The sequence below is a fragment of the Brachybacterium sp. FME24 genome, from assembly GCF_014897705.1.
In the GTDB taxonomy this organism is placed as follows: domain Bacteria; phylum Actinomycetota; class Actinomycetes; order Actinomycetales; family Dermabacteraceae; genus Brachybacterium.
The window spans coordinates 70,201-90,600 of sequence record NZ_JABUXV010000018.1 but is presented as its reverse complement, the minus strand read 5'-3'; the positions used below and the strand labels follow the sequence as shown (position 1 = coordinate 90,600).

25 protein-coding genes and 1 pseudogene are annotated in these 20,400 nt (G+C 68.3%); 15 read left to right on the top strand and 11 right to left on the bottom strand.

What is annotated here, in order from left to right:
• Positions 1 to 277: 277 nt before the first annotated feature.
• The gene (locus INT51_RS18115; protein ID WP_304502246.1) at positions 278 to 829 is read left to right on the top strand and encodes an HAD family hydrolase; all 552 of its coding nucleotides are present in this window, start codon (positions 278 to 280) and stop codon (positions 827 to 829) included.
• On the top strand, positions 826 to 1,551 hold the full coding sequence (locus tag INT51_RS18110; protein WP_193106732.1) for an NPP1 family protein: 726 nt from the start codon (positions 826 to 828) through the stop codon (positions 1,549 to 1,551). Before INT51_RS18115 ends, INT51_RS18110 begins: the two co-directional genes overlap by 4 nt.
• Positions 1,552 to 1,665: 114 nt before the next feature.
• Here the strand turns inward: INT51_RS18110 and INT51_RS18105 are convergent, their stop codons facing one another.
• From INT51_RS18105 to INT51_RS18095, 3 genes are read right to left on the bottom strand one after another with little or no spacing between them, the layout of a single operon-like run.
• The gene (locus INT51_RS18105) at positions 1,666 to 1,986 is read right to left on the bottom strand and encodes a multidrug efflux SMR transporter (protein ID WP_193106731.1); all 321 of its coding nucleotides are present in this window, start codon (positions 1,984 to 1,986) and stop codon (positions 1,666 to 1,668) included.
• Complete coding sequence (locus INT51_RS18100; RefSeq protein WP_193106730.1) at positions 1,983 to 2,390, bottom strand: multidrug efflux SMR transporter; 408 nt, start codon at positions 2,388 to 2,390, stop codon at positions 1,983 to 1,985. The genes INT51_RS18105 and INT51_RS18100 overlap by 4 nt, the downstream gene beginning before the upstream one ends.
• On the bottom strand, positions 2,387 to 3,010 hold the full coding sequence (locus INT51_RS18095) for a TetR/AcrR family transcriptional regulator (protein ID WP_304502245.1): 624 nt from the start codon (positions 3,008 to 3,010) through the stop codon (positions 2,387 to 2,389). The genes INT51_RS18100 and INT51_RS18095 overlap by 4 nt, the downstream gene beginning before the upstream one ends.
• Positions 3,011 to 3,125: 115 nt before the next feature.
• Between INT51_RS18095 and INT51_RS18090 the strand changes: the two genes are divergently transcribed.
• Positions 3,126 to 3,329, top strand: coding sequence for a CopG family transcriptional regulator (locus tag INT51_RS18090; protein WP_193106729.1), 204 nt, complete (start codon positions 3,126 to 3,128; stop codon positions 3,327 to 3,329).
• On the top strand, positions 3,326 to 3,688 hold the full coding sequence (locus tag INT51_RS18085) for a type II toxin-antitoxin system death-on-curing family toxin (protein ID WP_193106728.1): 363 nt from the start codon (positions 3,326 to 3,328) through the stop codon (positions 3,686 to 3,688). The genes INT51_RS18090 and INT51_RS18085 overlap by 4 nt, the downstream gene beginning before the upstream one ends.
• Before the next feature lie 15 nt (positions 3,689 to 3,703).
• Here INT51_RS18085 and larB read toward each other — a convergent pair whose 3' ends face one another.
• The 4 genes from larB to INT51_RS18065 all read right to left on the bottom strand — a co-directional run bounded on the left by larB (position 3,704) and on the right by INT51_RS18065 (position 7,573).
• The gene (gene larB / locus INT51_RS18080; RefSeq protein ID WP_370540829.1) at positions 3,704 to 4,438 is read right to left on the bottom strand and encodes a nickel pincer cofactor biosynthesis protein LarB; all 735 of its coding nucleotides are present in this window, start codon (positions 4,436 to 4,438) and stop codon (positions 3,704 to 3,706) included.
• Entirely contained in the window at positions 4,431 to 5,285 is an 855-nt protein-coding gene (gene larE, locus INT51_RS18075) for an ATP-dependent sacrificial sulfur transferase LarE (protein ID WP_193106740.1), read from the bottom strand. Before larE ends, larB begins: the two co-directional genes overlap by 8 nt.
• Before the next feature lie 137 nt (positions 5,286 to 5,422).
• Positions 5,423 to 6,772, bottom strand: a complete 1,350-nt coding sequence (locus tag INT51_RS18070) for a lactate racemase domain-containing protein (protein ID WP_193106727.1) — start codon at positions 6,770 to 6,772, stop codon at positions 5,423 to 5,425.
• A gap of 309 nt (positions 6,773 to 7,081) precedes the next feature.
• The gene (locus INT51_RS18065; protein WP_193106726.1) at positions 7,082 to 7,573 is read right to left on the bottom strand and encodes a MarR family winged helix-turn-helix transcriptional regulator; all 492 of its coding nucleotides are present in this window, start codon (positions 7,571 to 7,573) and stop codon (positions 7,082 to 7,084) included.
• Positions 7,574 to 7,667: 94 nt separating this feature from the next.
• Between INT51_RS18065 and INT51_RS18060 the strand changes: the two genes are divergently transcribed.
• From INT51_RS18060 to INT51_RS18045, 4 genes are all read left to right on the top strand, one after another.
• Positions 7,668 to 8,849, top strand: coding sequence for an NAD(P)/FAD-dependent oxidoreductase (locus INT51_RS18060; protein ID WP_193106725.1), 1,182 nt, complete (start codon positions 7,668 to 7,670; stop codon positions 8,847 to 8,849).
• A 344-nt stretch (positions 8,850 to 9,193) separates the two neighbouring features.
• Positions 9,194 to 10,144 (top strand): hypothetical protein, encoded by a 951-nt coding sequence (locus INT51_RS18055; protein WP_096196586.1) that lies wholly within the window; start codon positions 9,194 to 9,196, stop codon positions 10,142 to 10,144.
• Entirely contained in the window at positions 10,144 to 10,608 is a 465-nt protein-coding gene (locus tag INT51_RS18050; protein ID WP_096196587.1) for a GntR family transcriptional regulator, read from the top strand. The genes INT51_RS18055 and INT51_RS18050 overlap by 1 nt, the downstream gene beginning before the upstream one ends.
• A gap of 357 nt (positions 10,609 to 10,965) precedes the next feature.
• A complete protein-coding gene (locus INT51_RS18045; protein ID WP_193106724.1) occupies positions 10,966 to 11,508 on the top strand; it encodes a hypothetical protein in 543 nt (180 codons plus the stop codon).
• A 172-nt stretch (positions 11,509 to 11,680) separates the two neighbouring features.
• On the opposite strand, the gene INT51_RS18040 is transcribed toward INT51_RS18045, so the two are convergent.
• The gene (locus INT51_RS18040) at positions 11,681 to 12,568 is read right to left on the bottom strand and encodes a helix-turn-helix transcriptional regulator (RefSeq protein WP_304502244.1); all 888 of its coding nucleotides are present in this window, start codon (positions 12,566 to 12,568) and stop codon (positions 11,681 to 11,683) included.
• Between the two features lie 81 nt (positions 12,569 to 12,649).
• Here INT51_RS18040 and INT51_RS18035 point away from each other — a divergent pair, with 81 nt between their 5' ends.
• The 3 genes from INT51_RS18035 (at position 12,650) to INT51_RS18025 (ending at position 14,995) form a co-directional block, all read left to right on the top strand.
• Entirely contained in the window at positions 12,650 to 13,606 is a 957-nt protein-coding gene (locus INT51_RS18035) for an SDR family NAD(P)-dependent oxidoreductase (protein WP_193106723.1), read from the top strand.
• Positions 13,607 to 13,716: 110 nt separating this feature from the next.
• Positions 13,717 to 14,169, top strand: coding sequence for an NUDIX domain-containing protein (locus INT51_RS18030; RefSeq protein ID WP_193106722.1), 453 nt, complete (start codon positions 13,717 to 13,719; stop codon positions 14,167 to 14,169).
• 79 nt (positions 14,170 to 14,248) lie between these two features.
• A complete protein-coding gene (locus tag INT51_RS18025; protein WP_193106721.1) occupies positions 14,249 to 14,995 on the top strand; it encodes a phosphotransferase family protein in 747 nt (248 codons plus the stop codon).
• A 37-nt stretch (positions 14,996 to 15,032) separates the two neighbouring features.
• On the opposite strand, the gene INT51_RS18020 is transcribed toward INT51_RS18025, so the two are convergent.
• Entirely contained in the window at positions 15,033 to 15,590 is a 558-nt protein-coding gene (locus tag INT51_RS18020) for a dihydrofolate reductase family protein (protein ID WP_193106720.1), read from the bottom strand.
• Positions 15,591 to 15,676: 86 nt separating this feature from the next.
• Positions 15,677 to 16,201: a pyridoxamine 5'-phosphate oxidase family protein gene (locus INT51_RS18015; RefSeq protein ID WP_193106719.1), complete on the bottom strand. Its 525-nt coding sequence runs from the start codon at positions 16,199 to 16,201 to the stop codon at positions 15,677 to 15,679.
• 142 nt (positions 16,202 to 16,343) lie between these two features.
• On the opposite strand from INT51_RS18015, the pseudogene INT51_RS18010 reads away from it, so the two are divergent.
• The 3 genes and pseudogenes from INT51_RS18010 to INT51_RS18000 all read left to right on the top strand — a co-directional run.
• Positions 16,344 to 16,421: pseudogene (locus tag INT51_RS18010) on the top strand (MarR family transcriptional regulator); the annotation flags it as partial.
• A gap of 42 nt (positions 16,422 to 16,463) precedes the next feature.
• Positions 16,464 to 17,297: an HAD hydrolase family protein gene (locus tag INT51_RS18005; protein ID WP_193106718.1), complete on the top strand. Its 834-nt coding sequence runs from the start codon at positions 16,464 to 16,466 to the stop codon at positions 17,295 to 17,297.
• Between the two features lie 46 nt (positions 17,298 to 17,343).
• Positions 17,344 to 17,919 (top strand): ABATE domain-containing protein, encoded by a 576-nt coding sequence (locus tag INT51_RS18000; protein WP_193106717.1) that lies wholly within the window; start codon positions 17,344 to 17,346, stop codon positions 17,917 to 17,919.
• 37 nt (positions 17,920 to 17,956) lie between these two features.
• Here the strand turns inward: INT51_RS18000 and INT51_RS17995 are convergent, their stop codons facing one another.
• Complete coding sequence (locus INT51_RS17995) at positions 17,957 to 19,132, bottom strand: epoxide hydrolase family protein (protein ID WP_193106716.1); 1,176 nt, start codon at positions 19,130 to 19,132, stop codon at positions 17,957 to 17,959.
• Positions 19,133 to 19,290: 158 nt separating this feature from the next.
• Here INT51_RS17995 and INT51_RS17990 point away from each other — a divergent pair, with 158 nt between their 5' ends.
• Positions 19,291 to 20,358, top strand: coding sequence for a LacI family DNA-binding transcriptional regulator (locus tag INT51_RS17990; protein WP_193106715.1), 1,068 nt, complete (start codon positions 19,291 to 19,293; stop codon positions 20,356 to 20,358).
• Positions 20,359 to 20,400 lie beyond the last annotated feature (42 nt).

The window sequence follows — 20,400 nt, the reverse complement described above, 5'->3', positions numbered from 1 at the left end:
AAGATCGGCAACGACGCCGACCGAGCGGACCTACCGACCCCATGAAAGATCGAGGCTAGAGGGCGGAAATGAGTATTCTTCGCCTTCATCTCCTGCCTTCAGTGGTGTTCACACAGCGTTCATTCCACCCGATCGGGAAGGCACGATCGCGCTAAATTCCGCCCGGGGATTCACCCGGCGCCCCCGCGCGTGTTCAAGGTGCGGTCATCGATACTCCTTAACGTCGAACTCAGGGCCGGATACCCTGGCCACTACGACCCTTCAGAACAGGATTCCCGTGAGACCACGACGCCTCATCGCACTGCTCGACTGCGGAGACACCCTCATCGACGAGGGAACCGAGATCCGTGATGACGAGGGGATCGTCGTCTTCGGGGAGATGATTCCGGGCGCGCAGCAGATGATCCACGATCTCGATGCCGCAGGATTCCGGCTTGCCCTGGTCGCCGACGGCCGCTTCGTCTCCTTCGAGAACCTGCTCTCCCAGCATGGAGTGCTCGACGTGTTCGAAACCCTGACCTGCTCGGACGCCGTGCGGCATCAGAAACCGAGCCCGCGCATGTTCAAAGCCGCCCTGGGAGCACTGGATCTGGAGGCGCACGATGCCGCTCGCTGCGTGATGGTCGGCAACAATCTCGCCCGGGACATCGCCGGTGCCAACGCCCTGGGCATCACGAGCATCCACCTGGCGTGGACCCCGCGCTATCCGCGCGTCCCCGCGGCCGACCTGGAGCGCCCGGACCACACCATCGACACGCCCGCCGAGCTGCTTCCGCTGCTGGAGCGGCTCGATGCCCGCCTGCGCGAGGCCGAGGAGCGCACCGCATGAGCATCCCGACTCTGCCCTACGACCAGATCGTCGGCTTCGAGGAGGTCGACCCGGTCCAGCCGCGCCAGATCCTGGCGAAACGGTTCCAGCCCTACCTGGCACCGCTGACCGGCTGCGTCCCGCATCCCGGGGTCGACGCCGAGGGCGTCATCAGCGCCGGCCTTCCCACGGATTCGGTGGACGACGGCGGGCGCGACTCCCTCGGCCAGGCCTACTCGCGCTCGCTCGCCCTGCCCGGGCACCGCGCGATCGTCTACGCCTGGTACTTCCCCAAGGACTGCCCCTCCCCCGGCCGCGGCCACCGCCACGACTGGGAGGGCGCGGTGATCTGGCTGCGCGAGGCGGAGGGCGACGAGGACGGGGACGGGGACGGGGACGGGGACGGGGACGCCGAGATGTTCTCATTCAGCTACTCCCAGCACGGGCGATTGTTCACGGTGGAGCCGTCGGCCGAGGTCACGCACGAGGGCCGGCCGATGCTCGGCTACAGCCGGTACGGCGAGAAGGTCACTCACTCGATGTGGCTGCACGACCGTCCGGGCGAGCTGCACCCGCTGATCGACTGGGACGACCTGCCCGACGCGGCGCGCACGGCACTGAACGAGGGCGACTACGGCGCCGGCACCCCGTTGATGCGCGATGGCGCCTTCCAGCGCAACGTGTACCACTCCTGGCCCGGGGACCCCGGGCAGATCATGGACCTGCTGGGGCGCACCGGCTGAGGGATCGTCGGTCGCAGGTCCCGCGGGACGACGGGCGTCGCGGGCCGAAGGGCCCCGCCGTCCTGCGGGACGAGAGCGGGCCGGCTCGTGCCGTCGGCCGGGGCACGCCACGGCTCAGTGCGCGCCGCCGAGCTCGATGAGCAGCACGCCCACGGCGATCAGCGCCATCCCGCCGAGCATCATCGGGGTCAGGGCCTCGCGGAACAGCACGCGGGAGAGCAGCGCCGTCAGCACGATGCCCACGGCCACCCAGACGCCGTAGGCGACCCCCAGCGGCATACCCGTCTGCAGCGTCGCCGAGAGGAAGGCGAACGCCCCGAGGTAGCCCAGCACCACCGGGATGTACCAGGCGCGCCGTCCCGTGGCGGCGGCCCGCAGGGACAAGGTACCGACGACCTCGGAGAGGATCGCGCCGCTGAGCAGCAGCCAGCTCATGACAACTCCTCCGGCGAGGCGCCCGGTTCCGACCGGACCGCCTCCGGGGCCTGCACGTGCTGGGACCCGGATCCGCCGGCCTGCGCGCGCTGGGAGCCGAGTTCGACCACCACCACACCGGCGGCGACCAGAGCGATGCCCGCGACCTTCAGGGGGGTCAGCGGCTCGCCGAACAGGGCCGCGGAGAGCACGGCGGTCAGCACCACGCCGCTGGCACCCCAGATGCCGTAGGCGACGCCGAGGCCCATGCCGCGGCGCAGCACCTGGATCAGCAGGGAGAAGGTGAGGAGGTAGCCGATGCCGACGATGGCGTAGAGCGCGGGATGGTCGAGCGCTCCCCGCAGGGAGAGGGTCGCGGTGACCTCCGCGAGGATCGCCCCGATCAGCAGCAGCCAGGCGGTCATGCCGCGCCCGCCAGCAGGTCGACGGCGAGGGCGTGCAGTTCGGCGGCCTCGTCGGCCGGGACCTCGAGCAGGCCGCTGGCGCGATCGAACCAGGCGCCGTCGGCCATCAGTCGCACCGCGAGCAGCCGCCGCCATTGCCCGGAAGGCGTTCCCGCGGGAACGTCGAGCCAGCGGTCGACCTGCTCCTGCCAGCGCTGCGTGAGCGTGACGCGGAGATTCGGATCAGCGAAGATCACCAGGTCAGCGGGCGAGAGCGGAGAGTTGGCAGCCCATTCGAGGTAGGCCAGATAGCGGTCGCGGGCGGCGACGTCGGCGAGGTGCCCGTCCGTCCCCTCGAGCCGGATGGCGATGCGGTCGAGCATCTCTCGTTCGTAACGCCCGGTGATGCGGTCGAGCACCGCGGCGAGCAGCTCCTCCTTGGTGGAGAAGTGGTACATCAGCCCGGCCTTGGTGACCCCGGCGGCGCGGGCTGCGGAGTCGAGGGTCAGCGTGCCGTCGGCCCCGAGATGGGCCTCGGCGGCGTCGAGCATCGCCTCGCGGGCGGAGGGTCGGTGCGCGGGGCGGGTGGACGTGGAGGGGGCAGTGGATCCCACGGAGATCGTGGAGCGAGAGCGGGGCACCCTAGTTACTTTACCAACCCGTCGGACAAGAAACGCAAGCCGTCAGCCTGCTTTTTGCGGCCGAGCACGTGACAGGAACGCCCCGAAGTGATACCGCGGTGATACCATTGCGTCCATGGCGATGACACTGCGTCTGACCGACGCTGACGAGAAGATCCTGGCGGAGCTGGCCGAGAAAGATGGCGTGAGTCGCCAGGAGGCGACCGTTCGCGCCATTCGGGACGTCGCAGCCCGACGCGGACACCAGCAGCTCGTCAGCGAGCTGTCCACCAAGGGCCGCGCTCGATATGCGGATCTCCTCGATCGACTCGGTCAGTGACAGTCTTCCTCAGCACGGAGGACCTGCTCAGCCTCATCGACGACCTCCGGGTCGGGCCCCTCAGAGATCTCGGACTCCTCGACTCTGCGGCCCACAGGCCGACGACGACCCTCTGGGGACGCGAGGCCTATCCGTCGCTCGACCTGAAGGCCGCGGCGCTCCTAGAATCGCTGGTTCGCAACCATCCCCTTGTGGACGGAAACAAGCGCTTGGGATGGCTCAGCACTGTGGTCTTCTACGGCGTGAACGGCATCGACCTCGCCGCACCTGATGATGACGCCTATGACCTCGTGATCGCCGTGGCCACCGGTTCCATCGCAGCAAAAGAAGCCGCCGAGGTGCTGACCAGGTGGCATTGAGCCCACCCCAGAGGTCTACTCCCCTACCTCCGGTGCCCAGCGGGCGATCTGGGCGGCGAGGTGGCCGGCGCCGTAGCCGTTGTCGATGTTGACCACGCCGATCCCGGGAGCGCAGGCCGAGAGCATGGTGAGCGCCGCGGTGACCCCACCGCTCGCGACGCCGTAGCCGACGGAGGTGGGCAGCGCGACGACGGGTGCGCTGATCTGCCCGGCGACCACGGTGGGCAGAGCGCCGTCCATACCGGCGGCGACGACCACGCAGGCCGCCTCGCGCAGCTCGGGCAGTCGGGAGAGCAGGCGGTGCAGGCCTGCGATGCCGATGTCGGCGATGAGTCTCGTGGGGCGGCCGAGATAGCGGGCGGTGAGCTCGGCTTCCTTCGCGACGGGCAGGTCGCTGGTGCCGGCGCAGGCGACGATGACCAGGCCGCCCGTCGCCTCCGGGGCCTGCGCGGGCCAGGCGAGCAGGCGCGCGTCGGGGTCGTGGAAGGCGCCGGGCAGGGCGGCGAGGATCGCGTCGGCGCGGGCCTGATCGGCGCGAGTGAACAGCACGGGGCCGAGGTCGTCGCGGCCGGTGGCGTGGAGGCGCGCGTATTCGGTGGCGATCGCGGCGACCTGCTCGATGCTCTTGGCATCGCAGAGCACGGCCTCGGGCGCGCCGCGGCGCGAGGCACGGTCGAGGTCGAGGTCGAGGAAGCCGTCGATCTTCCCGTCACTCGGGGGCCCGGCCACGCCCTGGTCGCCCTCAGCCACGGGGTGCGGTGTTGAGGATCTGCAGGGAGAACAGGCCCGAGCGGATGCCGTCGAGGTCGATGGTCACGTGGGAGAAGCCGGTCTCCTTGCCGGCGGCCACGAGGGCGGCTCGGATCTGCGGCTCCATGGCGCGGGCCAGCTCGCCGGTGGGCAGTTCGATGCGGCCCACCTCGCCGTGGTGGCGCACCCGGCAGTCGCTGAAGCCCTGCTCGTAGACGGCGTCCTCGAGGTCGTCGATCTGGCGCAGCTTCTCGGGGGTGACGGCCTGCCCGAAGGGCACGCGGGAGGCGAGGCAGGGGGCGGCGGGCTTGTCCGCCACCGGCAGCGACAGCGCGCGGGCGATGTCGCGGACCTGCTGCTTCGTCGCACCCGCGGTCGACAGCGGGCGCAGCACCTGATGGCGGGTGGCGGCGCCGGCGCCGGGCCGGTCGTGCCGGGTGACGTCGTCAGCGTTCTCCCCGTAGGCGACGGCGTCCAGCTGGTGCTCGCCGACGATGTCGTCGTCGATGCGGGTGAACAGCTCGTCCTTGCAGTGGAAGCACCTCGAGGCGTCGTTCTTCTGGTACTCGGGGTTCTCCCCCTCATGGGTGAACACCTCGACGACGTGCGCACCGATCACGGCGGCGACCTGGTGGGCGAGGCGGCGCTCCCGACGGGCGAGCGACGGGGAGACTCCCAGCAGCGCGACCACGTTCTCGGCGCCGAGCGCCCGCACGGCCAGGGCCAGGAGGGTCGCGGAGTCCACCCCACCGGAGTAGGCGACGCCGAGGCGGCCGACGCCCTTGAGCTGCGCGGAGACCTCATCGGCGAGAGCGAGCTCCTCCCCGGCGAGCGCCGCGGTGGTCATCTCGGTGACCTCGAAGGAGGGGCGCCCGGGGGCGAACAGGGATGCGGGCTGGGCCGCGGAATCATCGGCCGGTGCGGGCCCAGCGGGCGACGGGGTGGTCGCGAGGGTGAGGTGGCTGGTGCGGCGGTCGGTGGTGGTCACAGGTCCTGCTTCTCTCCACCGTCACGTTCGGCGGCCAGGCGGAAGAGCACTTCGCCGGCGTGGTCGATGACGAGGGTGTCGGGGTCGTTGCGCAATGCCTCGAGGTCGAGGGAGGCGGGATCGACGTAGGTCACGTTGTACTCCTCGCACACCTCCTGCGGGATGGAGGTCGCGAAGGAGCGGCGCACCCGCTGCTTCTCCTCCCCCGTCTCCGGGTCGTAGGTGCCCAGGCCCGTCACGTGCGTGGAGTGGGCGAGCTCGCCCCAGGGGTGGTCCTTGAACCGGTCCCACTGCTTCGTGAAGTACTCGATGTTGTGATATCCGATGTCGCGCAGGCCGGGATGCATCGCGGCGACCTCGGTGATGTGCGGGGCGTAGATGATGACTTCGCCGCCGTCGGCGCAGACGGGCTCGGACTTGTAGAAGCCCTTGGCGCCGGTCCAGATGTCGTCGTACATCTCCGGGACCAGCGCGACGATCCGCTGATAGGGCTTGTCGACGTAGGTGATGTGGGTGAGCGCGGAGATCTTCGCCATCGCGGCCCAGGCGGCCTGCGGGTCGCCGTAGGCGATGGCGTTCAGCTCGGCGCCGCCGGAGGCGACGTCCATGGTGAAGGCGTACTTCTCGGCGTCGATGAGCTCGCTGGCGGCGTCGACCAGCTGGCGCACCGGGGTGATGCCGAGGGTGCCGATGATGCGGCTGGCGGTGATGAGCGCACCGACCCAGTGGGAGATGTCGATGACGTCGTGCACCGAGCAGCCGGGGAAGAAGTACTTGTTGCCACCGGAGAAGCCGACCACCTCGTGCGGGAACACGGGGCCGACGACGAGGTTCACGTCGGACTCGACGCACAGCTTGTTGATCTGCACCCGCATCGGGATATCGGTGAGCAGGCCCCCGGTGAGCTCGGCGATGCGCTGCTCGGAGATCTCGCCGAGGTCCGAGATCTGCTCGGGATCGTCCCAAGCATGGTTGACGACGGTCCACTCCGGGTAGGTCGCCTTCGCGCCGCGCTCGGTGGAGCCCAGGAGCTTGTCGATCGCCTCCTCGCTCATCGCGGCGTGGGTGCCCAGCGCGATCAGCACAGTCACCGAGCTGGCGCGGCCGGCGAGCGCGTCGTGGATCGCGGGCAGCACTGCGGGCAGCGGCACGGAGCGGGTGCCGTCGGGAATGATCAGGCAGACGCTCTTGCCCTCGTAGTCGGTCCCCGCGAGCTGCTCGGTGACGAAGGTGGCGATCTGCTCGTCGGTGAGCACGCCCTCGGGGCCACCGAGGAGGGCGGCACGTTCGGCGAGGCCTTCGGGGATCGGGTCGATGGTCGGCACCGTTGCAGTCAGCTCGCTCATCACTCCACTATGAACGCTCTGACCGGGGACGACAAGATAGGGCGGGCTGTTGCCATGCGTAGTGCCGCCCCGCAAGCCGGGGCGCCCTGCCGTGCAGCAGCCTCGTCACAGTTCACGTGCTCACCAGCGGTCATGCCTCGCACGTGTCACGAGAGGGCCCTCTGCTCGGAGAGTCGCACAGATCTGTCACGAAATGGCCCGCGCGGACCCTATTCGCAACCGCAGCGACGCAAGGAGCGGGGTGTCCTACTGGGGTATACCCCAACATGACGGCCGGTCTGAGCCACGATCGCCGGCCGCCTCGACCGATCAACGCATCACTGGTCCCGTAGGCGATGGCTGGCCAACGCCCTGTTCGCGTAGCGTCTGTACTGTCGCACCCTCTGCGGCGCGCACGAAGTCGAGCATGCCCATGAGTGCAGCAAGGTCCAGATCGCCCAGCAACTCACGCAGCCGTACATTGAGTGGCTCGTAGAGCTCCGCGACGCGTTCGAGCGCCTCACCACGAGCCGCGACCACCACGCGACGCCGATCATCTGGGTCAGGCGTGCGCTCGACGAGTCCAGCAACGAGCAGACGCTCGACCATCCGCGAAGCAGATCCGGTCGTGAGCCCGATCTCGCGCGCCAGTCGGCCGGGAGTGCATGTGCCATGGCGGCTAAGCACGAACAGGCACTGAAGGTCGGACGGAGACACGCCCATTCGACGCGCAACCAGTTCGTTGTGCTGCACTACGAGCACCTGCCAGCTGGGCAGCGCTGCGATGATCGCGTCGCGCGCCGCGTCCATGTCATTGGTCATGCGACGTCACCTCCTCATCCCTTGCGCGTCCACCCTATCGGATCTACTGTGTGGCGCAGTTACTGCACGGCGCAGTAAATAGAGAGGGGAAGCCATGCGCATCATTATCGTGGGTGGAGGCATCGGAGGCCTCGCACTAGCGAACGGTCTAACGCGAACAGCGCACGACGTCGTTGTCGTCGAGCGTGACCACGACCTAGCGGCGACGCCCGGTTACCACATCACGCTGCGCAGCGCGGCACAGGCGGCTCTGCGCGAACTCGTCTCGTCGGAGAGCTTCGACCTCCTCCTAGATGCCGCGTCGGACGGCGCGCGCCGTGGCGCAGATGCGATCTTCGACGATCAGGGCACTGAGCGGGGCGCGTTCGATATCGATCCCGACGTTGGCATCGACGTTGACCGGGTCACCCTCAGGCTGTTGCTCGCAGAGGCGGTTAGCGGCGAACTGCTGCGCGGTCGCGTCGGTGTCGCGGCGACGGCCGACCGCGACGGCGCGATGGTCGAACTCGACGACGGTGAAGTCCTCCGCGGCGACCTTGTGGTCGCCGCCGATGGCGTCGGCTCACGGATCGCGGCAATGCTCGCGGGGCGTCCGACGAGCACACCAACCGGACTCATCGGCGTCTCCGGCCGCACGGTTGCCACTGCACTTGACGTCGAAGAGCGCACTCGTTTGGGTGCACGATCGAGCCTCGCGACGGGTGCAGATGCTACAGCCCTCTACGTCGGCTTCCACGATCCGATCGGGCATGCGGTCCAGGGCCGACCGACACCACTCATCTCTGCCACGCAGGAAGCAACGTACATCTGGGGCGCCATGCTGGCCGAAGACGGTCGAGGTGCCACCCTGCGTGGGCTGGGCGGCGCTGCGCTTCGAGATGCGACAGTTAGTGCTCTGCGTGCGGCAGGGTGGGGCGACGTGCCGCTGCGCGCGCTTCTTGCCACCGAGGTCGATGGCGTCGCGGCCTTCCGCTTCAACGCCGCAGCGACCGAGGCTCCCGAGCTCGCACCGTGGGCTGCAGGGCGTATAACCGCGATCGGCGATGCCGTGCACGCGACCCCGCCGACGGCCGGCATGGGCGCTGGCATCGCTATCGAAGACGCAGCGGACCTCGTGGGAGCCCTCGCAGGCGACACCAACCCCGAAGCCAGGCTCGAGCCCGTTCACGCACGCATGCGCGAGCGGGGCGCGGCAGCGATCCAACGTGCCATGTTCGGCGTCGACATGATCCTCCGTACCCGCTCTACTCCCGAAGACAGCATCGCGAAGACCTGAGCGGCGCCCCCTCCGGCGCGTCCAGGGAGGCGCGCGAGCGCCAACTCATCACTTCAGGAGCCAACGGGGGACTGACGCTGGCCGACCTACCGTGCGGGACGAGGTGCCCCAATGCGACAGATCCGTCGCGTTGGGGCACACCCTGCGTGACAGCTACTGGCCGTAACCTCCCCCGTAACACAGGGTCCGAAACAGCACTTTCGTGACACATCTGCGCAGTGGGGTATACCCCAGCCTGACGCACGGCTCCCCGCCCAATACCTGCTTGTACTTCTCTCTTGACACAAGATGGTGTCTGGGTCATTGTGTAGTTCTGTCGATACAAGAACTGTCGGAGGCACCTCATGTCGATCCTTGTCCTGTTCGCGGCGCCTTGCCTTGCGGGGCTGGTCCTCGTCATCGTCGGAGTTCTTGTTTTCACGGGGGTCCTCGGGGTGGAACGCACTGGCCTGCATGTTGGGGCTCAGGTAGCGCGCTGCGTGGGGTCGCTGCTCGGGGTGGTCGTGGGGACCGGTTTCTTGGTGCTCGGCGTCGGCGGACAGTCGTCGCCGGGGCCCCTCGGCTACGGGGCGATCGCCACGCTCGGACCAGGGATCGGAGCGGCGGTGCTCGTCCTCGCCATCACCATCGGTGAGCGCACGTTCTCTGCACCGCACGTCAACGTGCGTAGCGCCTCGCTGGTACGCCGCACGACAGGCACGGTGGTCCCCCGCAGCGCACTCTTGATCGGGATCGCCTCCTTGGTAATGCTTGCGATCCTTTCTCTACTGGGCACAGCACTGTCGGACGGTGGGCGCGCATACACAGCTGTGCGGCACCTGCCAACGGGCGAAGTGACGCGGTCGGGCGCTACCCCTTTCCCGGGGCATCACTACACACTCCCGATGTGGGGCGGGATCCTTGTCCTCCTTCTCTGCAGCGCTCTCGCTATCCGCGCCATCCTGCTACGCCGTCCGAGCGATGACACCAGAGACATCCTGCTGCGACGCCGTTCCTCTACCTCCGTGATCGGGGCGGTGGTTCTGGCGACTGCTGCGAGCATGCTGCCGGTAGCCTCCCTCATCATCGCGCGTCTATTGACGTCGGATGGGCTCGCGCGAACCACAACCACCGAGCAGGCCTGCATCGCCGTCGCAGCGATTGGCGTCGTCACCGGACTCGTGGCTCTTCCAGTCGGTTTCGTCATGGTGGTGTTCCCGGAAGTGCTGGCCCGTTACAGCTCCGTGCCCTCAGCTCGAACGCCGGAGCCCTCAGCGCCCAGCGCCACGAGCACACCTGCGCGCGGGGGGCACTGATGAGCCAAATCGTCGTCGACCTTGGCGACCCGACGCCCCCCTATGAGCAGGTCCGACGCGGAGTTCTCACCCAAATCGTCTCCGGCAGACTGCGGCCCGGCGATCGCTTACCCACCATTCGTGCACTGGCGAGCGACCTCGGACTCGCCCCCGGCACCGTCGCTCGCGCCTACAAGCTCCTCGAGGAAGCGCAACTGATCACGACCCGACGAGGAGCCGGCACCACCGTTGCCAGCAGAGGTGACGGCACCCAGGTTCCCACTGCGGCGGACGACGCACGGCTCACGACAGCTGATTCGAATGAGACCCTGGCGGCAAAGTCCGCAGCCCACGTAGCTGCAGCGCGCGCCACTGGCCACAGTGACCGCGAAATCCTCCACGCCGTGCACGCCGCTCTCTCCGATCCCCACCAGCCGAGAAGGGCAACCGACCAGCAACCGGCTAGGTCCGACTCGCCGAGATGACGATCGAGCCGGGGAGCCGCTGGCGACTCCTTCGTCACGGCGCTTGAGACCGCCACATAGCAGCAAAAGAACACCGCCATCTATCCGCGAGAGCCACATCGTCTGCAACACCGAGGAGAGGCACCCTATCTGCGCACAGCTGCAATGTTGAGCACCACCCTGCGAGACAGCTACGGCACCGTAGGCTCCCCCGTCCCACAGGGTCTGAATCGGCAGTTTCGTGACAGATCTGCGCTCTGGGGTATACCCCAACGGGACGGATCACGACTGGCGCGTCGACCATCGTCGGGCCATGAAGCGACGAGCATCGCTGAAGGTCGGGTCCTCCCGGGGCGTCCGCTTGTTAGCGTCACGACCATGCCGACCCCCGCCCTCGTGCCTCTTCGCTCCCTGTCCCAGTTCGCTCTCGATGCCGCGGTGTCCTCGGCCTTCGGTGCCATCCCCGTTGGTCGCCTGCACGGTAGGCAGGTCGTCGCTTGGGTCGCGGCGTCCGCCACCGTCGGCGCGGCGGCGACATTCCTCGGCCTCCAGGCCCGTGCGCGAGCACGGACGGCCATCCCCGACGGCTGGAAGCCGTGGACTCCCCAGGGACAGGCCGCATCGGCTCTCCCTGTGGGGACAGTGGGAGACGGGACGCGGCCCCGGGGTGGTGAGGACCGCCGGGCGCTCCTCCGGAGGTCGGCAGTCGCGGTCGCAGGGGGGACGCTGTCCGGCTGCGCCACCGCCTTCGGGGTCGCGTTGGACAGGCGGATGGAAGCGTTCTTCACGGATCGGGGCGTGCGGCACCCGCGGCTCGCGGTGGGTCTGAGCCAGGGCATCGGCTACGCCGGGCTGGTCGCCCTGGTCGCGGCCGTGGTCGAGGCTCGGGAGGATCCTGAGAACGACGGGGACGACGGCTGATCTGACACAGATCTGATTACACGGTCAGCCCGGAGTCACGAATGCGCGGGGACCATCCGGCCCGTCCCCGACCCCATACTGATCGCCTCGTGCGCGACACCGATGCCCGGTGGCTGTCCTGCCGCGAGGCTGCGTAGCGCCGCCGGCTCCGAGGTGCAGTCACCTCGAAACGTCACGCGTCACGAGGCGTGAAGAGCATGACCCAGTGGTCACTTTCGGGGTCGTGCAGCATCTCGCTGTCGAAGGCGAGCACGCCTTTGGTCGGATGGTTGATGCGCTTCATCACGGACATCCATGTTCCGATCTCTCCCCGCTCCCAGTGGCGGGTGAACTCGGGATTGGTCGTCGACAGCTCGAGAAGGAGAGAGTGGAGCCGCTCATCCTCCGGGTAGTGGCTGAGCGCCTTGCGAAGTTCAGCGGCGGCCACTTTGGCCAGCTGCTCAGCTCCATCGATTCCGAGCACGCCGCGCAGTCCAGCCGAGGTGAAGGCTTGATAGGCGATGTTGCGACCGTACGGTGAGTCGTCGAAGCCGGGCCCGAACAGCTCCGCGGCGGCAGCGTTGAAAGCCAGCATGTCGAGCCGGCCGTCGTGAACAGTGACCGGCATGGCGTCGTCCAGGCTGTCGAGTAGCAACTGGAGGCCCGGTCGGATCTGGGCAGCGGGCGCTCGCGGCTGCGGACGCAGCTCGCCGGCCAGTCGGAACACGTGGTCGTGTTCGGCGGTCGAGAGCTCGAAGGCCCTTCCCAACGCGGCAAGGACCTCCCGTGAGGGGCGGGACGCGCGCCCCTGCTCGAGACGGGTGTAGTACTCGACCGAAATGCCTGCCAGGTCGGCGAGCTCTTGACGACGCAGGCCCGGGACGCGTCGATGAGACAACTGGGACACCTCCGGACGAGCTCGAGGCGTCATCTCTGAACGCAGATGACGGAGGTACTCGCCCAGATCCAACCGCTGATCTCCCACCATGTCTTCATTGTCCTCCGACGCCTGGCGGGCGCTGTCCGGCTGCATGGCCCTGCCGATACCAGGCTCGACGGAGTCTCCCTGATCCTGGATCACTCCGTCAGTGTCAGAGGTAAAGGGCAGCGCCAACCGTCGATGCCCACCCGCAGCCGCACGATCTCACCCAAGGGGTCCCACATGACCACAGCGAACCGAACCCTGATCATGACCGGCGCCACCCGAGGAATCGGCCTGCACGCCGCGCGAGATGTCCTCCGACGAAGCCCGGACGCCCACCTCGTGATCCTCGGGCGGAGCTCCTCGGCCGCAGAGGTCCTGCCGAGCCTGCGAGAGATATCCCCGCACGTCTCCACCGTCGACATCGACCTGGCGAGCATGGCGAGCGTGGCCGCGGCAGGCGCGCAGCTGGAGGATCTCCTCGACTCCGATCAGCTGCCACCGCTGCGGGGGCTCGTCTTCAACGCGGGTGTCCACCTGTCCAACGCTTTGGAGGCCACGGTCGACGGATACGAGAGGACCTTTGCCGTGAACGTCATGGCCACGCATCAGCTCCTCCGGCAGCTGCACCCTCATATCCAGGCACCGTCACGCATCGTCGTCACCGTCAGCGACGCCCATTTCGGGGACCTCCGGCATACCGGAGGGACGATGCCCGCACCCCGGTGGGCCCTGCCGGAGATCTCCCGGCCTGGAGGATTCGATCGTTCCGGAGAGGTCCGAGCCGGCAGACGTGCGTACGTGACGAGCAAGCTCGGCGGCATCCATCTTGTCCATGAATGGGCACGCCGACTGCCCGATGGGATAGAGATCGTCTCGTACAACCCCAGCCTCGTGGTCGGAACCGGGCTGGCGCGCGAGACCGGTGGAGCCTTTCCGTTCCTGATGAGCAGGATCATCCCACTGCTCACGGTCACGCCTCTCGTGGATACCCCGGTCCCCGCGGGCAGCAAACTGGCGGACGTGATTCTCGGCGTCACTCCCGCCGCGTCCGGTGCCTACATCCACCGCACGAAGACCACCGCCTCCTCTGCCGAGTCGTACGACGCCGACCGCGAACGTGCGCTCTGGACCTGGCTGGAACGGTCTCCGCAAACGGCGGGCCGAGAGCACAAGACGCCACGGGCGGAAGCCTGAACTGGAGCGCCCTGGATGTCGGTCTCCAGTTCTCCATTCGGCCCGCCAGATCCCCGACGCCGTCCGATGGTTGATCCCTCAGCGGACGGGTGGCGAGGTACCTTCGGCACATGCCTGCCTCTGCGTACGTCCGATCGCTGCGTGACCGGATCGGGGGCGATTATCTCTTGCTCCCCGGCGTGACGGCGGTCGTTCAGGACGGCGACCGCTTCCTCCTCGTGCGGCAGAGCGACTCTGGACGGTGGAGCTTGATAGGCGGCGGTGTCGAGCCGGGAGAGGAACCGAGGGCTGCTCTGCTGCGGGAGGTGCGCGAAGAACTGGGTGTGGACGTCGAGATCGCCGAGATCGTCGGCGCCTACGGTGGCGCCGCGCTCGAGAGCGTCTACCCCAATGGCGACCACGTCGGGTACGTGACGATCGCATACCGGTGCTCGCTCACGTCGTCGTCCTTCTCGCTCGAGGACGACGAGGTGCTCGACACGCGGTGGGTGACTCTTGCTGGCCTCGGCGAGCTCGATCGCCACGGATGGATCGACCGAGTGCTGGCCGACGCCACCCGGTAGGGGCAGGTCAGCGGAACCTCGAGGCGTGCCGACGAATAACTCGGCGACTTCGGCGACGAATTTTGCCACGATGGCCCGCATGGACGAGGTCGAAGTGGTCGTCGCGCACAGCGAGCGTGCGACGCTGCGTGTCGGCGACGTGTACCTGAAGGTCGACGGCGACGCGGCGCACGCCGACATCGAGGCGCAGGCCATGGCTCTGGCACCCGTGCCGACTCCGACGGTGCTCTGGCGCCAGCCGCCCGTCCTCGCGATCGCCACCGTGCCCGGCAGAGCGCTCGGAGTTCTCGGCGAGCCGTCACCCGCGTCGCCCGCGGCATGGGCGGCAACAGGCGCCACCATCCGGGGGCTCCACGAGGCTCCGTTGCCGCCGTGGGCCGGGCCCACGCTCGAGGAGGTGACGGCGGATCTCGATCGCGAGTGCTCGTGGCTGCTCGCCAACAAAGTTCTGCCCGCCGATGTCGTCCGGCGGAACCGTGACATCGCGCAGGCCGCGCTCCGGCCCTGGGCGCCGGTGTTCATCCACGGAGACCTGCAGACCTTGCACGTGTTCGTCGAGGATGACGACGTGGTCGGCATCATCGACTGGTCCGAGGCGTCCTGCGGCGATGCCATGTTCGACCTGGCCATCGTGACGCTCGGGCAGGAGGACCGTCTGGACGACCTGCTCGCCGGCTATGGCGAGGGTGCTGACCGGCAGGTCATCCGTGCCTGGTGGTCTCTGCGCAGCCTCACAGCGGCGCGCTGGTTGATCACCCACGGTTTCGATCCGGACGCGCCAGGGAGTGAGTTCGACGTACTCCGAGCTCGGATGCAGGCACCCTGACGACAAGTCATGGCTGCACGCCGTCGCGCGACGGCGGTCAGTCAGCCCTCCGATAGTGCGTGGCGACCGCGCCGTTGCTGAGCGGCTCCGCCGAGATCAGCTCGAGTCGACGGGTGCGGGGAAGTCCGCCCTGGTACAGGGAGGGGCCGTGGCCGGCGATCCGGGGATGGACGAGGAATCTGTAGTCGTCGACCAGATCCAGTCGGTCCAGCTCTGTCGCGAGGGTGCCGCTGCCGACGAGCACCCCTTCGGGGGTCCGATCCTTGAGGTCCTGCACCGCCGTGGGCAGGTCGCCGACGAGGTGGTGGCTGTTGGTCCACGGGAAGTCGCTGCGCGTCGTCGACACCACGTACTTCGGCTTGGCCTCCAGCTTCAGCGCCCACTCGCGCAGCGCCGGTGGCGCATCGACATCACCGCGGGCGACAGCCGGCCAGTAGCTCTCCATCATTTCGTAGGTGGTGCGGCCCCAGAGCATGGCGCCGCTCTCTTCCATGAGGCGAGTGAAGTGGGCGTGCGTCTCGTCGTCGGCGATGCCCTCCTGGTGATCGACGCAGCCATCCAGGGTGACGTTGATGCTGAATGTCAGAAGACCCATGCGGCAAATCTAGGCCGCCGAGGACAATCGCGCAGCGGCTTTGAAAGAATGCCGGGGCCTTGGCCTGCGCTCACCTGACGAAGCGTTCAGCGCGCGAGATCTCCTGGGGACTCCGCGTCCCCCAGGGGCAATCCGGGCGGGCCGTCGATGCTCCGGGCGTTCCGCTGGGCACGGTACTGGGCCATGCCGTCCACGCCCTTCTTCTCGGCCTGGAGCCGGAGAAGTTCGCGCTCACCCGTCTTCTCCATGATCGGAACGCCCCAGCCGCAGGAGTCACAGATGCGGGTCACGTCCACGGTGATCACTGCTCGGGTGCTCGGGTTCTCGGGGTGCCGTGCGATGACGTCCTCGAACGCCGCATCACCGGGGAGGAACACCGTGCCCGTGCCGTGCAGGCGAACGATGCGCGGCCGCTTGTCGAAGGAGGTGAACATGAGGCAGACGCGACCGTTCTCCCGTGTGTGCACGATGGTCTCGACGCCTCTGCCGGTGAAGTCGACCCAGGCGACCCTGTGGGAGTCCAGGACGGAGAAGGTGTCGTGCCCGCGGGGCGACACGTTCACGTGGCCATCCGCACCGGGGGGCGCGGTGGCGTCGAAGACTGTGCCCATGGCGAGGGCCTAATTCGCCCGCGGGCACCCACGGTCCACTTCCCGCTGCTCATCCAGTTGGAAAGCGATGTCGCACGGTGGGCTGCTCCCACAGCAGAGCCCTCGCCGGTGACGGGCAAGGACGGCATGTCAGACTGCCGACATGAGTCAGGGCGACGACGGCATCGATCTGGAGACCTCGCTGGGGTACCTGCTGAAAGAGGCCTCGAGTGCGCTCCGGGGCCTGCAGCGCATGACGCGCTCCGTGACGGAGCACGAGTAGATGCGCACGCTCTACGTCTCGGACCTCGATCGGACGCTGCTCGACGGTGCGGGAGAAGTCAGCGCCGCGAGCGCGGAGAAGCTGAACAGCGCGATCGAGAAGGGCGCACTGTTCACTTACGCGACCGCCCGCTCCTTCGATTCGTCCCGGCGCGCGACGACTCGACTCCGGTTGAACCTGCCCGTGATCACCTACGGAGGCACGATCACAGCGGACCCGGACACCGGAGCGCCGCACGATCTCCACCGCCTCGACCCGACGGTGGTCGACAGCGTCCTCGCCGCCTGCAGCAGAAGCAGCACGATGGAACCGGTATGGATCACTGTCGAGGACGGCACGGACTGGATCCGGTGGCGCCCCGAGGGGGCGACCGCCGGCACCGAGGCGTTCGTCGGCGCGAGAGCGGGAGACCGGCGCCTCCGCCCGATCGCTGCGGGCGACCCGCTGCGAGGAGACAGTGTGGTCTACGTGGCCCTCATCGCTCCGCGGTCGGAGCTGCTGCAGGTGCGGATCGCCCTCGCGAAGCCTCTGGCACTGACCGCCCATTTCCTCAGCGAGGACCCTGCCACACCGGGCCTGGACTGGCTCGAGTTCCACGATCGGGCAGGGACGAAGGCGCACGCCATCCGCAGACTCGTGGCCGCGATCGGCTCCGACCGCCTGATCGTCTTCGGGGACAACCACAACGATCTCCCCATGTTCGAGATCGCCGACGAGTCCCATGCGGTCTCCAACGCTGTTCCCGAGCTGAAAGCGATCGCCACCTCGGCCATCGGCCATCACACCGAGGACGCCGTCGCGTCCTGGATCGCGGCGCACCTGGCCGGGTGCTGATCGTCGCGCCCGTTCATCGGCACACGGTCGCGGCTAAAGTGGTTCCATGCCCGCTGAGCACCCCGACTTCCGCCTCGGCAGCGTGCTGGCGACCAGCTTCGCCGCGACACTCACGGAGCGTCAGGGCGACCCTGTCGAGCGGATCCCGACGCCGCAGCGATGTGTCGACTGGCTCGCCCTGAGCGGCATCGCCGTGGACTCCTGCACCAGCACCCAGCTCGATATCGCCACGCAGCTCCGGGAAGCGATCCACGCCGCCGCGACGGCTGCGGCGCAGGGCAAGACTCCCCCAGCGCCCGCCGTGCAGACCCTCAACGACCGCAGTGTCCACGGGCGAGCCGTGGCCATTCTGACCCCCGAGGGAACTCGGCTCTGGCAGCTCAGCCCGACGCCCTGCGTCGAGGATGCCCTCAGCGTCATCGCTGCGGACGCGATCAGCATCCTCGCCGGCGAGCGGCCCGGGAGGCTGGCCCTGTGCGCCTCGCCCACCTGCAGAGCCGCGTTCTTCGACACGAGTCAGAGTCGCAGCCGCCGATGGTGCGACATGAACACCTGCGGGAATCGCGAGAAGAAGGCCCGCTTCACCGCCGCCCAGCGCACGAGCTCCCGCCCAGTGCAGTGACCGCCGCCCTCCCGGCGGCAGGCCTCGACCGCTGACCTCACCGACCGGTAGCCAGCACGGCCGCGACTCCCTCCTGCAGGTCCTTCACGAAGTACTCGGGCACCTCGAGCGACGGGAAGTGCCCACCGGCGTCGGGCACATTCCAGCGAACGATCTGCCGGTACCGCTCCTGCGCCCAGGCCCGCGGAACGCGCGACTCGATGTCGCCGGGATACATGGTGATCGCCGACGGGACGTCGACCCGAAGATCGGGGTGGAGCGAGTTGGGGGTCTCGTAGTAGATGCGGGCCGAGGAGGCACCGGTCCGCGTCAGCCAGTACAGCGTGACATCGTCAAGAATTCTGTCCCGGGAGATGGTCTCGAACGGGCTGTCTTCAGTGTCCGACCACTCGGCGAACTTGTCGAGCAGCCAGGCAAGGAGGCCGACCGGCGAATCCACGAGCGAGTAGCCGATGGTCTGCGGGCGGGTTGCCTGCTGCGTCGCGTACGCCCGATGGTGGCGCCAGAAGTCGCGGGTCTCCTCGGTCCGCTTCCTCTCGACGGCCGTCAGCCCGTCCGTCGTCATCCCGGGCGGCGCCTCCGCGAACGTCGTGTGGATGCCGAGAACGTGCTCCGGGAACCTGCCGCCGAGAACCGTGGTGATGCTGCCTCCCCAGTCGCCGCCGTGGGCGAGGAATCTGCGGTAGCCGAGCCGTCCCATCAGGTCCACCCACGCGGCAGCGATCTTTTCGATCCCCCACCCGGTGGTGGCCGGTCTGTCGCTGTAGCCGAAGCCCGGCAGCGACGGGACGACGACGTCGAAGGCGGGCGCGTCGGCGTCGGTCGGGTCGGCCAGCTCGTCCACGACGTCGATGAACTCCGCGATGCTGCCGGGCCACCCATGCGTCACGATCAACGGTGTGGCGTCTGCGCGCGAGGATCGGCGGTGCAGGAAGTGGATCCCCACTCCGTCGATCGTCGTACGGAACTGACCGATCTCGTCGAGACGCGCTTCGAACGCCCGCCAGTCGTAGTCGGTGCGCCAGTAGTCCACGAGGTCGACCAGGTCGGCGAGAGGAACGCCCTGTTCCCAGCGACGAGGGTCAGGTGACGCGCGATGGACCGTCTCGGCCTCGGGCAGCCGCGCCGCAGCGAGCCGCGCCCGGAGATCGACGAGGTCGGCCTCAGGTGCGTGGGAATCGACGGCGCGGACGTCGCTGGATGGACGGGACATGTGGCCTCCTGGCCGACGGGGGGGACCCGGCGAGGATCACCATTGAACCGGCTAAGGCGGTTCTAGCACGATATTGCGCCAGCGGGCAAGCACCTCGAGGAGCTTGTCGCCTGCCCGGTTCCCGCGACAGATGCGACCGGTGTTGGCAGGATGGACACATGACCGATACGTCTCCGACCGAGCGGCCGACAAGGAAGCGAGCCCCGACTCTGCGCGACGTCGCGGAGCACGCGGGGGTGTCCTTCAAGACGGTCTCCAATGTCATCAACGACTACGAGTACGTGAGCGACCGGACGCGCACGACGGTGAAGCAATCGATCGCTGAGCTCGGCTACATCCCCCGGAATGCCGCCCGGCAGCTGCGCACCGGGGCCAGCAACATCGTCACGCTCTCGTTCCCCTCGCTGTCGTTCTCGTACTTCTCGGGCCTGGCCCAGGACTTCGTGGACGAAGCGACCCGTCAGGAGCTGACGATCGTCCTGCGCAACAACTCGACGGGTCGCGAGGAGGAGATGAAGGCGCTCACCGGGTTCGACCAACGCCTCGGTGACGGGTTCATCGTCAACCCGCTGCTGGTCGGCGAGCAGTTCATCGCGGAGCTCTCGGAGGTCCGTCAGCCCACGGTGTTCATCGGTGAGCACGTCCCGGCCGGGAGCCTTCCCGCCGGGTCGGACTACGTGCGAATCGATAACAGGCTCGCGTTCGCCGAGCTCACCGACCACCTCATCGCCAGCGGCCGCACCCGGCTCGCCTTCGTCGGCGCACTGACGGAGTCCAAGGCCAGCCAGCCCCATGGGTCGATGAAACTGCGCTTGGACGGGTTCCGAGCCTCGCTCGCGGCGCACGGACTCTCCGCGCTGGACGCACCCGTCGTCCCGGTCGACACCTGGCACCGGACCGACGGGCACCAGGCGGTGGTCCGCCTGGTGGAGACCCACCACGACATCGACGGAATCGTCTGCGGCAACGACGACCTGGCGCTGGGGGTGCTGGCCGGTCTGCGCGACCACGGTCGGCGCGTCCCGCAGGATGTGGCCGTGGTCAGTTACGACGACATACCCGATGCCCAGTTCACCCATCCGCCACTGACCTCCATCCGGCCCGACACGGTGCAGATCGCCCGGGACTCACTGCACATGCTCACCGAGCGCGTCCGCGGGTTCGACGGGCCACCCCGCACCGTCACCGTCCCGCACCGCCTGATCGTGCGGGACAGCTCGACGTGACTCGGGAGCATCGGTGCAGTCCGCTTGGCCGAGCCGCGGCTC

What these genes read in the sequence shown, in the direction of transcription:
- INT51_RS18110 (WP_193106732.1), top strand. Translation starts at nt 826, where the DNA reads ATGAGCATCCCGACTCTGCCCTACGACCAGATCGTCGGCTTCGAGGAG.
- INT51_RS18105 (WP_193106731.1), bottom strand. Translation starts at nt 1,986, where the DNA reads ATGAGCTGGCTGCTGCTCAGCGGCGCGATCCTCTCCGAGGTCGTCGGT.
- INT51_RS18100 (WP_193106730.1), bottom strand. Translation starts at nt 2,390, where the DNA reads ATGACCGCCTGGCTGCTGCTGATCGGGGCGATCCTCGCGGAGGTCACC.
- INT51_RS18090 (WP_193106729.1), top strand. Translation starts at nt 3,126, where the DNA reads ATGGCGATGACACTGCGTCTGACCGACGCTGACGAGAAGATCCTGGCG.
- larE (WP_193106740.1), bottom strand. Translation starts at nt 5,285, where the DNA reads ATGACCACCGCGGCGCTCGCCGGGGAGGAGCTCGCTCTCGCCGATGAG.
- INT51_RS18070 (WP_193106727.1), bottom strand. Translation starts at nt 6,772, where the DNA reads ATGAGCGAGCTGACTGCAACGGTGCCGACCATCGACCCGATCCCCGAA.
- INT51_RS18065 (WP_193106726.1), bottom strand. Translation starts at nt 7,573, where the DNA reads ATGACCAATGACATGGACGCGGCGCGCGACGCGATCATCGCAGCGCTG.
- INT51_RS18060 (WP_193106725.1), top strand. Translation starts at nt 7,668, where the DNA reads ATGCGCATCATTATCGTGGGTGGAGGCATCGGAGGCCTCGCACTAGCG.
- INT51_RS18055 (WP_096196586.1), top strand. Translation starts at nt 9,194, where the DNA reads ATGTCGATCCTTGTCCTGTTCGCGGCGCCTTGCCTTGCGGGGCTGGTC.
- INT51_RS18050 (WP_096196587.1), top strand. Translation starts at nt 10,144, where the DNA reads ATGAGCCAAATCGTCGTCGACCTTGGCGACCCGACGCCCCCCTATGAG.
- INT51_RS18045 (WP_193106724.1), top strand. Translation starts at nt 10,966, where the DNA reads ATGCCGACCCCCGCCCTCGTGCCTCTTCGCTCCCTGTCCCAGTTCGCT.
- INT51_RS18035 (WP_193106723.1), top strand. Translation starts at nt 12,650, where the DNA reads ATGACCACAGCGAACCGAACCCTGATCATGACCGGCGCCACCCGAGGA.
- INT51_RS18030 (WP_193106722.1), top strand. Translation starts at nt 13,717, where the DNA reads ATGCCTGCCTCTGCGTACGTCCGATCGCTGCGTGACCGGATCGGGGGC.
- INT51_RS18025 (WP_193106721.1), top strand. Translation starts at nt 14,249, where the DNA reads ATGGACGAGGTCGAAGTGGTCGTCGCGCACAGCGAGCGTGCGACGCTG.
- INT51_RS18020 (WP_193106720.1), bottom strand. Translation starts at nt 15,590, where the DNA reads ATGGGTCTTCTGACATTCAGCATCAACGTCACCCTGGATGGCTGCGTC.
- INT51_RS18015 (WP_193106719.1), bottom strand. Translation starts at nt 16,201, where the DNA reads ATGGGCACAGTCTTCGACGCCACCGCGCCCCCCGGTGCGGATGGCCAC.
- INT51_RS18005 (WP_193106718.1), top strand. Translation starts at nt 16,464, where the DNA reads ATGCGCACGCTCTACGTCTCGGACCTCGATCGGACGCTGCTCGACGGT.
- INT51_RS18000 (WP_193106717.1), top strand. Translation starts at nt 17,344, where the DNA reads ATGCCCGCTGAGCACCCCGACTTCCGCCTCGGCAGCGTGCTGGCGACC.
- INT51_RS17995 (WP_193106716.1), bottom strand. Translation starts at nt 19,132, where the DNA reads ATGTCCCGTCCATCCAGCGACGTCCGCGCCGTCGATTCCCACGCACCT.
- INT51_RS17990 (WP_193106715.1), top strand. Translation starts at nt 19,291, where the DNA reads ATGACCGATACGTCTCCGACCGAGCGGCCGACAAGGAAGCGAGCCCCG.